This window comes from Streptomyces sp. I05A-00742, assembly GCF_013055795.1.
Taxonomy (GTDB): domain Bacteria; phylum Actinomycetota; class Actinomycetes; order Streptomycetales; family Streptomycetaceae; genus Streptomyces.
Genome location: NZ_JABETO010000012.1, coordinates 73,566 through 86,711, shown reverse-complemented (window position 1 = coordinate 86,711; position 13,146 = coordinate 73,566). Strand labels below are relative to the sequence as shown.

General features: G+C 70.8%; 12 protein-coding genes and 3 pseudogenes. 6 read left to right on the top strand and 9 right to left on the bottom strand.

Annotated features, from left to right (window positions below; all coding sequences use genetic code 11):
- Positions 1-9: 9 nt before the first annotated feature.
- Positions 10-315: a hypothetical protein gene (locus tag HN013_RS14460; protein WP_171166531.1), complete on the bottom strand. Its 306-nt coding sequence runs from the start codon at positions 313-315 to the stop codon at positions 10-12.
- A gap of 1,223 nt (positions 316-1,538) precedes the next feature.
- Between HN013_RS14460 and HN013_RS14455 the strand changes: the two genes are divergently transcribed.
- Both HN013_RS14455 and HN013_RS14450 read left to right on the top strand, forming a co-directional pair.
- Positions 1,539-2,909, top strand: a complete 1,371-nt coding sequence (locus tag HN013_RS14455; protein ID WP_249375009.1) for an ankyrin repeat domain-containing protein — start codon at positions 1,539-1,541, stop codon at positions 2,907-2,909.
- A 182-nt stretch (positions 2,910-3,091) separates the two neighbouring features.
- Positions 3,092-3,322 carry a hypothetical protein gene (locus tag HN013_RS14450; RefSeq protein ID WP_171166530.1) on the top strand — a complete coding sequence of 77 codons (231 nt, stop codon included), beginning with the start codon at positions 3,092-3,094 and terminating at the stop codon, positions 3,320-3,322.
- Positions 3,323-3,378: 56 nt separating this feature from the next.
- Here HN013_RS14450 and HN013_RS14445 read toward each other — a convergent pair.
- From HN013_RS14445 to HN013_RS14425, 5 genes and pseudogenes are all read right to left on the bottom strand, one after another.
- Positions 3,379-3,858 (bottom strand): annotated as a pseudogene (locus tag HN013_RS14445) (WHG domain-containing protein); the annotation flags it as partial.
- Between the two features lie 112 nt (positions 3,859-3,970).
- The gene (locus HN013_RS14440; RefSeq protein ID WP_171166529.1) at positions 3,971-4,762 is read right to left on the bottom strand and encodes a MerR family transcriptional regulator; all 792 of its coding nucleotides are present in this window, start codon (positions 4,760-4,762) and stop codon (positions 3,971-3,973) included.
- Positions 4,763-4,776: 14 nt separating this feature from the next.
- A pseudogene (locus HN013_RS14435) lies at positions 4,777-5,499 on the bottom strand (ABC transporter permease); the annotation flags it as partial.
- Between the two features lie 207 nt (positions 5,500-5,706).
- Positions 5,707-6,471: pseudogene (locus HN013_RS14430) on the bottom strand (ABC transporter ATP-binding protein); the annotation flags it as partial.
- A 209-nt stretch (positions 6,472-6,680) separates the two neighbouring features.
- Complete coding sequence (locus tag HN013_RS14425; protein ID WP_171166528.1) at positions 6,681-7,085, bottom strand: peptidase inhibitor family I36 protein; 405 nt, start codon at positions 7,083-7,085, stop codon at positions 6,681-6,683.
- A gap of 274 nt (positions 7,086-7,359) precedes the next feature.
- Here HN013_RS14425 and HN013_RS14420 point away from each other — a divergent pair, with 274 nt between their 5' ends.
- On the top strand, positions 7,360-7,803 hold the full coding sequence (locus tag HN013_RS14420) for a GNAT family N-acetyltransferase (protein WP_171166606.1): 444 nt from the start codon (positions 7,360-7,362) through the stop codon (positions 7,801-7,803).
- An 81-nt stretch (positions 7,804-7,884) separates the two neighbouring features.
- Here the strand turns inward: HN013_RS14420 and HN013_RS14415 are convergent, their stop codons facing one another.
- Positions 7,885-9,063, bottom strand: a complete 1,179-nt coding sequence (locus tag HN013_RS14415; RefSeq protein WP_171166527.1) for a Cmx/CmrA family chloramphenicol efflux MFS transporter — start codon at positions 9,061-9,063, stop codon at positions 7,885-7,887.
- A 323-nt stretch (positions 9,064-9,386) separates the two neighbouring features.
- The gene (locus HN013_RS14410; protein ID WP_171166526.1) at positions 9,387-9,884 is read right to left on the bottom strand and encodes an N-acetyltransferase; all 498 of its coding nucleotides are present in this window, start codon (positions 9,882-9,884) and stop codon (positions 9,387-9,389) included.
- A 517-nt stretch (positions 9,885-10,401) separates the two neighbouring features.
- Here HN013_RS14410 and HN013_RS14405 point away from each other — a divergent pair.
- Complete coding sequence (locus HN013_RS14405) at positions 10,402-10,764, top strand: DUF4180 domain-containing protein (protein WP_171166525.1); 363 nt, start codon at positions 10,402-10,404, stop codon at positions 10,762-10,764.
- 218 nt (positions 10,765-10,982) lie between these two features.
- Positions 10,983-11,129: a hypothetical protein gene (locus HN013_RS14400; protein ID WP_171166524.1), complete on the top strand. Its 147-nt coding sequence runs from the start codon at positions 10,983-10,985 to the stop codon at positions 11,127-11,129.
- Positions 11,130-11,145: 16 nt separating this feature from the next.
- Here the strand turns inward: HN013_RS14400 and HN013_RS14395 are convergent, their stop codons facing one another.
- Complete coding sequence (locus HN013_RS14395) at positions 11,146-12,234, bottom strand: helix-turn-helix domain-containing protein (protein ID WP_171166523.1); 1,089 nt, start codon at positions 12,232-12,234, stop codon at positions 11,146-11,148.
- Positions 12,235-12,388: 154 nt separating this feature from the next.
- On the opposite strand from HN013_RS14395, the gene HN013_RS14390 reads away from it, so the two are divergent.
- Entirely contained in the window at positions 12,389-12,661 is a 273-nt protein-coding gene (locus HN013_RS14390; protein ID WP_171166522.1) for a DUF1876 domain-containing protein, read from the top strand.
- Positions 12,662-13,146: the final 485 nt, after the last annotated feature.

The following is a 13,146-nucleotide window of genomic DNA, read 5'->3' as shown; positions in this document are numbered from 1 at the left end:
GCCGGTAGGTCAGGGCAGCAGCCCGAGGAGGTCGGCGCGGAGGTAGTCGATCAGACCTGCGTTGGTGGTGCCCGTCTTGACCAGGCCCTGGTCGGCGACCTGGACGTTGTGGCAGCCGTCAGGATGCGCGCCGGGCGAGAACAGCACCACGTTGCACAGCACTTGGGAGGACTTCTCGGTGCTGGAGTTGGTGTCGGCGACAGCGGGCGCCGCCCCGGCCCCCGCCAGCAGGGTGGCTGCACAGAGCGCCATGGCGGCTTGTCTCAGTCCCGCCCCCGCGCCCGCGTGGACATACCGGTCGGGTGAGAAGCGCATGCACGTGCCTTTCCGAACAGGGAAGGAGTCCCGGCCCTTCCGAGGAATGCGTCCCCGGCCCAACGTGGGGCGAAGGCCGACCGATTCACCGGCGGCTGGAAGCCCCGCAGGCCAGGAGCTTCGCGGTGACGAGGAGAGAAGTACAGACGCATGGAAGGCAAGTCAAACCATCGGAACAACCGACCGGAAGGCTGTGGGCGACGGGTGTTCCCGACCCGGACAAGGAGGCGGGAGCCGTCGGCTTCAGGTGCTGGAGAACCGGCGGCAAACCAGCCGCCTCCGTTTCTTTGAGGTGAATTCCGCCCGGGCGGCACGACATTCCGTCAACCGCGAATCCCGGCCACCCGATCGAACTCTCTCGGCAACAAGCGCCGATATGCCCCTGACCAGGGGAACCGCGCTCCACGCCTCAAAGCCGCACCCCGTTGTCCTGTACCTGCCCGCGTACCGGGTGCACGCCGGTGGACCGAGAGGGGGACAGCAGTCCACGCACCGCCCACCACTACCCCTTCCAGGGGGCCGCACGGTGAGGGTCTCCCGGTGATGGTCGTATCGCCCGCTCCGGGCAAGCCGGCCAATGAGCACAAGATCTCCGACACCCACCTGAGATGGGTCACCGGACCGAGATCGGACGCCGGAAGCGCCGCCTGAGGAGCCGCTGGAGGGGAACCCCTCGGACGAACTCCCCGACGCCTAGGCGTCGTACTGGCAGATGCACTCGGTGGGGAGAGTGGTGCCCGTCTCGACACACGCAGCCAACACGCGCCGGATGGCAGTGGCAGCCGTCACCCCGGCTGCCCCGACCGGCTACTGGATGACCACTGAGCCCCCGGGCTTGCTGCGGTACCGGACCGAAACCCGCAGCAGCTGCGGCTACTTGGTGCGTTTCGGGAACCTCCACCCCCGACAGCATCGGGATGGCTGATGCGCCCCGGAAAAAAAATGGGTGGCCCAAAAGCGAGACCGAAGTTAGTGTCGCGGCCGCGGACATCGGAGAGTTGGACCGCCGTGCCCTCGCCACCCCGGGAGCCGTGATTGCGCAGGTCGGCCCGGACCAGCTTCCTCTTCCTACGCCGTGTGCCGACTGGACACTGCACGGCTGAGGAGTTCGTTGGCTTCGGTGGTGGAGATCTCCGAGGGCTCACCTGCCCTGGAGCGGCTGCTCGGACTCGTCGGCCGTCGCCCGGCGACAAGCTGGGCAACGGTGCATCAGGAGGGGGCAGATGACAGCACCGCAGCATGACCTCAACGACCTGAACGACCGGCTCATGGCAGCCGTGGCGTCCAAGGACTCCGACGCGGTACGGGCATGTCTGAGGGACGGCGCTGATCCGGACGCTCCGGGCCCCGACGGCCTCCCGGTGCTCTGCGCCGCCGTGGCCGGCTTCGACCACGAGACCGCCGATGCTCTGACGGAGGGCGGCGCAGACTCCGACGTCGAGCTGCCGGACGGCACGACACCGCTCCTGCGCGCTGTCGACCTGGGCTCCCCGGCGCTGGTCGGCGCCGTGCTCGGCAAGGACCCCCGGCTGCGGCTCTCCGCAGCCGACCGGAAGCGGCTGCTCGGCCTCGCCCGGCACTGGTACGAGACGGGGGAGGACGAGGAGCTGCGCCGCCGCACGGGGGCCGCGGGCCCGGCCACCCGGCGCCTGGTCAAGGACGACAACAAGTACACGGACATCGAGGAGGTCTCCCTCGGCGGGCTCACCGTCCGGGCGGGCCACAGCGGCGTTCTCACGGACCTGGAGCGGGAGTTCGGCATTCTGACGCCGGTGGCGGAGCTTGTGGCGCGAGCCGTCCCGTATCTGGACGATTTGCACGCCAACTGGTCCACCGCCCGCTACATCCTCGCCTCCCGCCATGATCCGGAGGACTGGCCCGCTCTGGCGGGCCTGCGCCACCACCCCGACCCCGTCCACCGCCGGTTTCTCGCCGGCGTCCTGTGGTCCCGGAACTCCTCGGGGGAGGTCTTCGACCGCCAGGACGCCGTGCGGGAAGCTGAGTTGGTGGCGGAATGGGTGCTCGACGAGCCGGACGGCGAGGTGCTCGCCAGCGTCTTGGACGTCTACACGGACTACGGCCACCCCGACGAAGGGGCCATCGGCCTCCGGTACGCCGACCACCCGGACCCGCGCGTCCGCCGTGAGGCGGTGTTCTGCCTGATCCAGCGCGAGACCCCGCCGAGCGAGGTCGTCGTCACCACCGTGCTCGCCCTGTCGCGCGACCCCGACTCGGGGGTTCGGGTCGCCGTCGCCGGGTATTTCGCCACCCGAGGCGATCTCACCCCGGTTGGCCGGGAGACCCTGCTCACCCTGATCCGGGACCCCGACCTCTGGGTCCGGGTCCGTGCGGCCGAGTCCCTCTCCGGCTCCCGCGACCGGACGGCCGCCGTCGCGGACGCCCTCGCTGCCCTTCTGGACGAGGAGGACCAGCTTGTGCGACTGGAGGCGGCCTACGCCCTCGCCATCCGCGACGACCCGCGTACCGAGTGGGCCTACGAACGCGTCGGCCCGCTCGGCCCCGACTTCGATCTGGACCACCGCGTGCACGCCCTCTCCGACTACCGCCGGCGCAACCGGCCCGACGGGATCTGACGGGCCCGCTCAATGCTTGAACAGCTGGGAGTGGCGGCCAGGAAGCGCCCGGCTCTGCGCTCCTCCACCGCCCACGACCTGGTCCCGAAGGTGCCCGCCGGTCCACTGCCCGGGATGTGCAACCCGGTTGGGCCGACTGGACGGCCCTTCCAACCTGAGAACACGATGACGAAGAAGGTCTTGTGAGCGACGAAGCGAGCGCCCTCCTCGGGGAGTTCAGCGCCCGGCTGGAGCACGACGACTGCTGGACGAACCCCCGGGGGTGCCACCGGAATACGAGCGCGACATGGGTTGAGCTCCGGTTCGGCTCACGGCAGACCGGTGCGCCGGCCCTGCGCTGCTGTAGGGGCGGGCTCGGGGTTTCCGGAAGCCGGCAGCCCTTCGGCGCGATGCCCAACGACCGGACGAGCTGAGCCAGTTCCTCGCGGAAGAGCTTGTCCGGGTTCATGGTCCGGGTGCGCAGGTGGCCGTAGATCTCCAGTGACACCAGGCCGTGCAGGTGGCCCCGGATGCGCAGGGCGAGGGCCACGGCGGCGGGCGGGAGGTCGGGGAGCGCCGGGCGGACCTTGTCGAGGAGGCCGGGGTCGAAGTCGGACCACTGGAAGTCGCCGCCCGTCCAGGGGTGTTCGGCGTGCGGCCAGGCGGTGGCCGCGAGGGCGGTGAGGCCGGTGCAGAGCCGCCGGGCGGCGTCCGGGGCGGCGCCGCCCTCGGGGGCGGTGCAGCCGGGTACGGGGTCGCCGTAGATGAGGCGGAAGCCGTCGGGGTGGGCCAGTGCCCAGCCCCGGAAGGTGCGTGCCCATACCTGGATCCGGTCGGCCGGATCAGCGGTGGGGACGGTGTCCCGGGCCGCGTCCAGAGCGTCGGCGAGCGAGGTGTGCACGTCGTTGATGAGCGTGGTGACCAGGTCGTCGCGGGTGGCGAAGCAGCCGTGGATGGCGTTGGCGGTCATGTCCGTCTCGCGGGCGATGGCGCGCAGCGTGATCGCGCCGGGCCCCCGGGGCCAGCAACTCGGTCCACCGGATACTGAACGCGACCGCGGACCGTCCGAGGACAGGTGCCCTTCAAGAAGACGGCAGCTCGGTGTTGAGCCTGCCGGCGGGCACGCGCTCGATGCGGGTCCAGCCCCTCCAGCCACGCCCCTGCAGGATCGCCAACAACCGTACGACGCCCGGTGATGACTCGACCAAGGTCGAGTCCAGCAGGTCGACGAACTGGTCGTCGAAGCCGTCGGCGCCCACCTCGCCGGCCTCCACGGCGCGAATCATCAGACGCTCCAGGATGTCGGCGACCTCGACGACCCGGGGATCGTCGGCCGGCCAGTCGAGTGCCCCGCTGAGAAGGCTGTAGAGCTTCACCATGTCGGGGTCGTCCAGCTCCTCGTGCTTCTTGGCGATCACGGAGTCGATCAGGTGCGGCACCTGGGCGGCGATCATGATCCAGGCATCCCGCTCCATCTCGATGTACCGCTCCTCGACGCCGAGACCGCGCACCCGGTCCAGGTAGTCCACGACGCTCCGGGGGAGCGCCAGGTGCTCTCCGGCGGCGAGCCGGGCGAGCCGTCCGCGCGTGTCCCGCAGCCGCCGTATCTCGGCACCCAGGTTCTTGTCGATCTCGTGGACGCCCTCGGCGAACTCCTCCGGGCCGGCGTCGAGGAGTTCCTGCACCCTGGCCAGCGGCACGCCGGCGTCGGCCAGGGTGCGGATCCGGATCAGGCGCACGACCGCGGCGGCGTCGTAGGTCCGGTACCCGGACCGGTCGCGTTCGGGCTCCGGCAGCAGCCCGATCCCGTGGTAGTGGCGTACAGCCCGCACCGTCACCCCGGCGTACGCCGCGAGTTGGCTGATCGTGAGCATGGGCTCAGCCTGCCTCAGGCGATCTTCCGGCGATAGGTGGCCATCGCGAAGAAGTACGCCACGACGAGGATGCCGGCGCACCACGCGAGTGCGGTCCAGATGTCGTCGCCGACCGGCTGCCGGGCGAGCAGGTCGCGGATCGTGTTGACGATCGACGTCACCGGCTGGTGCTCGGCGAACCAGCGCACCGGGCCGGGCATGGTCCCCGTGGGTACGAACGCCGAGCTGAGGAACGGCAGGAAGATGAGCGGGTAGGCGAACGCCCCCGCGCCCTCGACCGACGCCGCCGAGAGCCCGGGAATCACGGCGATCCAGGTCAGCGCCAGAGTGAACAGGAGCAGGATGCCGACGACCGCGAGCCATACCGGTGCTCCCGCCCCCGAGCGGAAGCCCATGAGCAGAGCGACGCCCACGACGATCACGAGCGAGATCAGGTTGGCGACCAGGGACGTGAGGACGTGTGCCCACAGCACGCCCGACCGTGCGATCGGCATGGACTGGAATCGCTCGAAGATCCCGCTCTTCAAGTCGGTGAACAGCCGGTACGCGGTGTAGGAGACGCCTGACACGATCGTGATGAGCAGGATGCCGGGCAGCATGTAGTTCACGTACGAGGCCGACCCTGTCTCGATCGCGCCGCCGAACACGTAGACGAACATCAGCATCATGGCGACCGGCGTGATGACGGTGGTGATGATGGTGTCCACGCTGCGTGTGACATGGAGCAGTGTCCGCTTCGTGAGAACAGCGGTGTCGCCGAGGAAGTACGCGGTCATCCTTGCCCCCTGGATTTCATGCCGGTGGCGACGCTCTTGCCGTCGCCCTCGTCGCCCTCGTCGCCCTCGTCGCCCTCGTCGNCCGTCGCCCTCGTCGCCCTCGTCGCCCTCGTCGCCCTCGTCGCCCTCGTCGCCCTCGTCGCCCTCGTCGCCCCCGCCGCCCCCGCCGCCTCCGCTGATGATCGCGAGGAAGATCTCCTCCAGGGTCGGCTGCTTCTCGACGTACTCGACCGTGGCGGGCGGGAAGAGCCGCTTGAGCTCGGTGAGGGTGCCGTTCACGATGATCCGGCCCTGGTGGAGGATCGCGATCCGGTCGGCCAGCTGCTCGGCCTCCTCCAGGTACTGCGTGGTGAGCAGCACCGTCGTTCCACAGCCGGCGAGCTCCTTGACCGCGTGCCACACCTCGATGCGCGCCTCGGGGTCGAGCCCGGTCGTCGGCTCGTCCAGGAAGATCACCGGCGAATTCCCGATGAGGCTCATCGCGATGTCCAGCCGGCGGCGCATCCCACCCGAATACGTCGACACTCTGCGCGCGCCCGCCTCGGTCAGCGAGAAACGGTCGAGCAGGTCGTCCGCGATCGCGCCGGGGTCCTTGAGATGGCGCAGCCTGGCGACAAGTACGAGGTTCTCCCGACCGCTGAGGATCCCGTCGACGGCCGCGAACTGCCCGGTGAGGCTGATGGACTCCCGCGCCTCCGCCGGTCGCGCGGCGACGTCGTAGCCGTTGACGCTCGCCGTCCCCGCGTCGGCCCTGAGGAGCGTGGCGAGGATCCGCACGGTCGTGGTCTTGCCCGACCCGTTGGAGCCGAGCAGGGCGAAGATGCTGCCCGGCGCCACGTCGAAGTCCACGCCGCGCAGCACTTCGAGCTTCCCGTACGACTTCTTGAGACCCTGCACGCGAATCGCCGGACCGGCGATCGATGGGGCTGTCATGGTCATCTGCCTCCTTTGCGGAGCTGCTCCAGGCGACTTGCGAGGAAGCTCCTCCGGGAGGATGGAGGGTTGACCCGACGTCAAGGTCAAGCCCGCTCCGACAGCGCCGAAGAAGTACGCGCCGTCGGGGCCGGCTTCGTCGACAGGCGGCGGCGTGGGCTTCCGGCCTGCCTGGTCAGAAGCCCACGGGAGGGTGCTCCGGCGGGAGGTCAGGTGGTGCGGATGTACTGGATGCCCTCGCCCATGTCGGCGTTGTCCGACAGCGGGCTGAGGTGGAGCGGGGTCTGGGAGAGGGTCGTGCTGTTCGGCAGCAGACACAGCGGGTCGTTGTAGCCGAGGACGATGGTGCGTTCCGTGCGGTTCTTCATCGAGCGGGCCGTCATGCGGCGTTCCGGGGCGTCCTGGGACGGCTTGATGATGCGGGTGCACTCGATCAGGGCGGACTTGTAGACGGTCTTCTCGCCCTTGAAGCCCGGTTCCGACCAGAAGCAGATGTTTCCTGCGGTGCACTGGTCGTGGGCCACGCCGTCAGCGAGGGCCGGGGCGGTGAAGCCGACGGTTCCGGCAACCGCCAGGGCCGCGCCGAGAGCGGTGGAGGCAAGGCGTCGAAGCATGATGGGCGTCTCCTTCGAAACGGTGGGGGGGAAGCGCACGCCGGCTCCGCCAGCCGTCGGGGCCGCGGAGCTGAAGTGCGCGGGCTCAGCTATCCCATTGCGATGCTCGGGTAGTCAAATCGTCACACTGCGCCACGGCTTACTTTTTCCTCGGGTGTTCGACTCCGGGACCCGTGTGCGCCCGTCGTCGCGATGAAGATCACGGCGGCGGACCGGGTGCAATGGCCCTGTGCTGCTGTGAGGATGCGCTGTTGTGCAGACAGACAACGTAGTGATGCGTCGCGCGGTCGACGCCGATGCCGCAGCGATCGCCGAAGTGTGGCTCACGTCGCACGCCACGGCCCTGCCGTCCGTCGTCCGGGCCCACACCGACGACGAGGTCAGGGAGTGGTTCCGGAACATGGTGGTGCCCCATCTGGAGACCTGGGTGGCGGTCGCCGGCGACGCGGTCGTCGGGGTGATGGTCCTCGACGGCGAGGACCTGGACCAGCTCTACCTGGCCCCGGCGTGGCAGCGGCGCGGCCTCGGCGGCCGGCTCGTCGGGCTGGCCAAGGAGCGTCGGCCCGGCGGGCTTTCGCTCTGGACGTTCGAGATCAACGACGCGGCGCGGAGCTTCTACGAGCGCCACGGCTTCGTCGCGGTCGAGCGGACCGACGGCAGCGGCAACGAGGAGAACGAGCCCGACGTCCGGTACGTGTGGCGGCCCGTCGAGGGCTGAGTGCCGTTCACGGCTCCCGGGGGATGCCGTGAGTGCCCCGGCCGTCTGCCCGCGCCGCTGCCCGTGGTCCGTTCGCGTGCGTCACTTGAGCGTCTTGCTGCTCCGGTCGGCCGCGAGCACTCCGCGCGAGGGGAACGCGACGAGCAGGGCGACAGCGACGAGGAGTCCGCTTGCCCAGAGCGGGCCCAGGTCGCCGGCCGCGGTGGTGAGGGTGGTCGCGGCGACGGGCGGTCCGGCGGCGGCGCCGAGGTTGAGTGCGGCGGTCGCGTAGGACCCGGCCATGGTGGGGGCGTCCGCCGCCTCGTAGAGGACCCGCGTGATCAGCGTGCTGCCCAGCGCGAACGACAGCGCGCCCTGGACGAACACGAGGGTGAGCAGAGCGATCGGCTGGCCGGCCAGCACGGCCAGGGCGGGCCAGCCGATGAGGAGCGGTGGCCCGGCGGCTGCGACGACCAGGCCGGGGCGTCGGTCGGACCACCGTCCGGCGAGGGTGACACCGATGAAGGAACCGGCGCCGAAGAGCATCAGGGCCACGGAGACCCACAACTCGCCCAGCCCGGCGGTGTCGGTCACGACGGGGGCGAGGAAGGTGAAGGCGGCGAAGGTCGCCGCGTTGACCAGCGCGCCGAGCGTCATGACCAGGATCAGGCGTGGGCTCTTGAGCCGCGCGAGCTCCGCTCGCAAGGCCGGTCCGCCGGTCCTCTGTTCCGGTGCGGGCCGTGCGGGGATTCCCCTGAGGATGCCGAGAGCCGCGGGCAGACAGAGGACGGCGACGGCACAGAACGTGGCCCGCCAGCCGAGCAGCGTGCCGAGGACCGATCCTCCGGGGACCCCGGCGACCGTGGCCACCGTCGTACCCGACAGCAGCACGGCCACCGCGCGCCCCTTCTTGCCGGGGGAGACCAGCGTGGCGGCGGTCGTGAGGGCCACGGCGAGAAAGCCCGCGTTCGCGAGCGCGGCGACGACCCGGGAGGCGAGCAGGACCGCGAAGCTCGTGGTGCCGGCACCCACGGCGTGAGCCACCGAGAACACGAGGACGAACCCGAGGAGAGTGGGCCGGGCCGGCCAGCCGCGGGCGAGCCCGGCGACCAGCGGGGCGCCGGTGACCATTCCGATCGCGAAGGCGGAAGTGAGCATGCCCGCTGTCCCGACGGTCACGTCGAGGTCGGAGGCGATGTCCGGCAAGAGGCCGGCGAGCATGAATTCCGAGGTGCCCATGGCGAAAACGGCCATGGCGAGCAGGTACAGCGGAAGAGGCATCGAGTGGGCTCCGAGGCGAGGAAAAGCACGGCGAAACGCGTCTCGTCACCGCGGCCAGCACCCAGGAGCACACTCGTCCGGCCGCAGAGGGCGGCGGGACGGCAGGGCTGCGAAGAACTCAGAAATTCAGGGATTCAGGGGGCTGACGGCGTGACCGAAAGCCCCCACCTTGTCCGACTCGGGGCTCGACATGGCACGCACGCTACTCGACCGATGCCCTCCGGGGCACCTCGGTTTTCACAGGCGTCGGCCTGCGCGCCATGTCCCGCAACGGCTGTGCCCCGTTGGATGGTTCGCCCGGTCCGGGCGCTGCCCCGGACGGGTCACGAGGCGCGCGGCAGCGCGAGCCAGTCCTGCCAGGTGATGTCGCGGCCGAGGAAGCGGGGCCGCCGGAAGGGCCAGTCGGCGGCGATCCACCGCGGCACCAGGGCATCGAGCGCTCGCTCCACCTCGCTGCCGACGAGGTCGTCCACGACCCACCAGGAGACCTCACCGTCGGAGCCCGTGCGCTCGGGCGGGTCGATGTAGACGCAGCCGAGGATCGCCGTCTCCTCCTCGTTCAGCAGCGCGTAGTTGAACGACTGGTGCGCGGCTATCTCCTTCTCGTGCCGCAGCAGGTCGATGCGGTCCTCTTCATAGGTCATCGTCTCCTTGGGCCAGGCCCAGGCCGGGCCGAAGATCTCCCACAGGCGCTCCCGGGAACCCATCACGGCGGGATAGTCGAGCGCGGTGTCCGCCTCCCTGATCGGCCGCAGGTGAAGCGCGGTGTCGGGGACGGGCACGTGGACGGGGTGGACGAAGTCCTCAGGCAGCCAGGTCATGAGGGCCGAGGTTACAACCGGCCGGGGCGGAGTGATCCAACAGGCGGGCGCAGGCCGCTACCGGTGGACGCATTGCCAACAGGCTGTGGACTCTCCGCCGACGACAGCCGGCGGAGCGGCCCGGCAGGGTGGATGGCGGTTCCGTCCATGGGGAGGGCCGCTCATGAGGAGGGTGGGCAACGGCATGGGAGGGATGCGGCGTCAAGGTGGTCAGGGCGGTCAGGGCGGTCAGGGCGGTTCGGGGTGGTCGGGTGGTCGCGGCGATCACGCCGGTTGGGGTGGTCGCGGTCGTCGACCCGGCGTCCGTCGTCCCCGCGGCCGACGGCGCGTCCGCCGTGCCGGGGGCCGTGAGGCGCGGGTGACGGTGGCGGGCGGGAATCCCGATGTCCGAGCCGTGGGCCAGGGGTAACGCCGGGACGGGGGTCCGGCGTTCCCCGCCCGGCCGCCTGCCCGGCCGCCTGCCCGGCCGGGCAGCTCGCGGGCGCCCCGTGCGGGGAGCTGAACTAGCCTTGTGACCATGAGCATTCTGACGAAGATCCATGACGTCCCGGTCATGATGTGCGCCCCCGAGGGCGAACGCATCGGCACTGAACGCGACGCCGTGGATCTCGTGGGTAATGCCTCGTACCAGGGCGCCGAGTGGGTCGTCGTACCAGCCGACCGGTTCGACGAATCGTTCTTCCGGTTGCAGACGCGGGTGGCCGGGGACTTCATCCAGAAGTTTGTGACCTACCGGATGGGTCTGGTGGTGTTGGGGGACATCTCCCGTCACACGGCGGCGAGTTCGTCCCTCCGTGACTTCGTGCGCGAATGCAACCGAGGGCGGCAGACGTGGTTCCTGGCCGACGAAGAGGCGCTGGCCGAGCGGTTCGGCAAGTAGGGCGGCCGCCGGCGGATGTGGGCCGCGTCCGGCGGGTGCGGAAGGCGTCCGGCGGGTGGGACGGGCAGGGTGCGGGGTGGCGGTGGCGTCCTGGGATGCCCCTGGCGCGCTCGTGGCGCACCTCCGCACAACCCCTTCGCGCCGACGCGGGGGCTTCCGGACGGGGAAGACTACGAGAGGTTCACTCGCTGTCACTGACTGTCGCTCCGGAGGTGCCCATGATCTCAACAGGCCTGTGTGTCATGCCGATCACGGTCGGCGTCATCGACGGCATCGACAGTATCGACAGCCTCGACGTCATCACCGTCGGCCGGAGAGGCGGGGCGACGGCCCCGCCCGCCCGGGCCGCTCCGGGCGGGGTCTGACGGCGGTCGCTCCGCCTCAGGCGTCCCGGCCGCGGGGGCGGCCGTGGGCGCCGGGGCCCGGGGCGTGCCCGCCGTCGCGGAAGGTGGCACCGCGGAAGGAGGCGTCGCGGAGGATGGCGTCGCGGAGTGCGGTGGCGCGGTAGTCGCGGGGCGGGAGGCCGTAGGCCGCGCGGAAGGCGCGGCTGAAGTCGGCGGCGCGGGAAAAGCCCCAGCGGGTGGCGACGGCATGGACGGGGACCGTGCGCTGCGCGGGGTCGGCGAGGTCGTGGCGGGCGTGTTCGAGGCGTCGGCGGCGGATCCAGGCGGCCACCGTGGCCTCCTCCGTCTCGAAGAGGCGGTGCAGGTAGCTGAGGGAGATGTGGTGGGCCTCGGCGATCGTCGCGGGGGTCAGCGCGGGGTCGGCGAGGTGCCTGCGGATGTGTGCCTTGACGTGCAGAACCAGGGTGCGACGGCGGGATTCCGGCGTACAGGGGTCGTGGGAATCCAGCATGTGCGCCAGGACGGCCGACAGCAGGTCCACGGCGACGGTACCGAGGCGCGGGCCGTCGGCGGGGCGGCAGGCACCGGCCCGGTCCCAGACCTGGGTGAGGAACTGGATCAGCAGCTCGCCGATGCCCTCGTTCCCGGGCAGCCGGCGGTTCAGGAGCCGCTCGACGCGGGCGGCGGGGAGGGGGAGGAGACCGCGCGGGACGAAGAGCCCGGTGCCGGAGATCCGGTCCCGGCTGAGGTCGGCGGCGGCCTCCATGGCGTACGGGCGCGAGGTGTCCAGGAGCACCAGGTCGCGCTCGCCGTAGCGGTCCTCGTGGCGCGCCCTGCCGTGCTGGGCGACGCGCATGGTGCCGCGCAGGGGCAGGGAGAGGTGGTACAGCTCGGGGTCGGACCGCCGGATCAGCGCGGGGGTCCGCCGCATGCTCATCGGCGAGTGCTCGACCTTCCACAGACGCACGGCGCCCAGCTCCAGAATGCGCTGCGTCGCGGTGAAGCCCTCCGTGCCGGGTGCCTGGATCTCCAGGGGGACATAGCTGTCGGCGATGTACTTCCGCCAGAGGTCGAAACGGTCGGCCGGTGGCACGTCCGCGCTCCGGAAAACGGTCTCGCTCAGCATGCCGGGATGGTACCGACGGGTTCCGGAACACCGGGCGCGCGCGTGCCGGTTCCGGCCCGCGTGCGACCGGCGCGGCACGGTGTGACGATGGTAAGTGGGGGAGTGTGGCCACAGAGAAATGGTTCATGCTGAGCGGCTGGAAGAGGGTGCTCCCATGACCGGAATGAAGAGCTGGAACGTACAGATCAGCATCAAGGAGAACGCCGACACCGTGAACGCGGAGGCGAGGCTGAGCGGAGCCGCCACGGGCACGATCGTCGGCGAGGGCACCGCACGGTGCAACCCGTCCGACGAGAACGTGCCGGAAATCGGCGACGAGCTCGCGGTGGCCCGTGCCATGTCGTCGTTGTCGCACCAGTTGCTGCACACGGCTGCCTCGGATATCGAGCAGCACACGCACAAGCCGGTGGAGCGACTTGCCGTTTGAGAAATCACCCTGGGAATCGGATGGGAAGCGGATCGTTTTTCCATGGCAAACGCGGACGCCGCCGCTGCGCATAACTGCGTAGATGGAGCGGCGTCCGTGGTTCCGGCCGGGAGCTGTCCATAGCCTGAGGTGTGGCCGAAACCCGGAGTGTGGTTCCGCGCGGGAAGTGGACGCCGCGACGCGCGCGGCGGTGGGTGTGGACGGGTGTCGGGCTGATCGCCGCGGGGGTGGTCCTGCTGGCGGCCACGGCACAGCTGCGGGCGACGGATCCGGGCCACAGGGGATCGGCGGCCCCGGCGACCACCCTGCCCACGGGCCGCCCGAGCGACGCCGCGACCTCGCTCCCGGGCGGCTGGACCGGGACCGCGACTCCGGGGGAAGGCAGCCCGCCCACGGCCTCCCGGACACCCGTCCCGCAGCGGCCCTGGACGCGACCGGCATCGCCCCCGGCCCGGACGCTCGACCCCTCGGCGCCCGACCGCCCC

Excerpts from the sequence above, each read along its gene's own strand:
- HN013_RS14460 (WP_171166531.1), bottom strand. The coding sequence starts at position 315 with ATGCGCTTCTCACCCGACCGGTATGTCCACGCGGGCGCGGGGGCGGGA.
- HN013_RS14455 (WP_249375009.1), top strand. The coding sequence starts at position 1,539 with ATGACAGCACCGCAGCATGACCTCAACGACCTGAACGACCGGCTCATG.
- HN013_RS14440 (WP_171166529.1), bottom strand. The coding sequence starts at position 4,762 with ATGCTCACGATCAGCCAACTCGCGGCGTACGCCGGGGTGACGGTGCGG.
- HN013_RS14425 (WP_171166528.1), bottom strand. The coding sequence starts at position 7,085 with ATGCTTCGACGCCTTGCCTCCACCGCTCTCGGCGCGGCCCTGGCGGTT.
- HN013_RS14420 (WP_171166606.1), top strand. The coding sequence starts at position 7,360 with ATGCGTCGCGCGGTCGACGCCGATGCCGCAGCGATCGCCGAAGTGTGG.
- HN013_RS14415 (WP_171166527.1), bottom strand. The coding sequence starts at position 9,063 with ATGCCTCTTCCGCTGTACCTGCTCGCCATGGCCGTTTTCGCCATGGGC.
- HN013_RS14410 (WP_171166526.1), bottom strand. The coding sequence starts at position 9,884 with ATGACCTGGCTGCCTGAGGACTTCGTCCACCCCGTCCACGTGCCCGTC.
- HN013_RS14405 (WP_171166525.1), top strand. The coding sequence starts at position 10,402 with ATGAGCATTCTGACGAAGATCCATGACGTCCCGGTCATGATGTGCGCC.
- HN013_RS14400 (WP_171166524.1), top strand. The coding sequence starts at position 10,983 with ATGATCTCAACAGGCCTGTGTGTCATGCCGATCACGGTCGGCGTCATC.
- HN013_RS14395 (WP_171166523.1), bottom strand. The coding sequence starts at position 12,234 with ATGCTGAGCGAGACCGTTTTCCGGAGCGCGGACGTGCCACCGGCCGAC.
- HN013_RS14390 (WP_171166522.1), top strand. The coding sequence starts at position 12,389 with ATGACCGGAATGAAGAGCTGGAACGTACAGATCAGCATCAAGGAGAAC.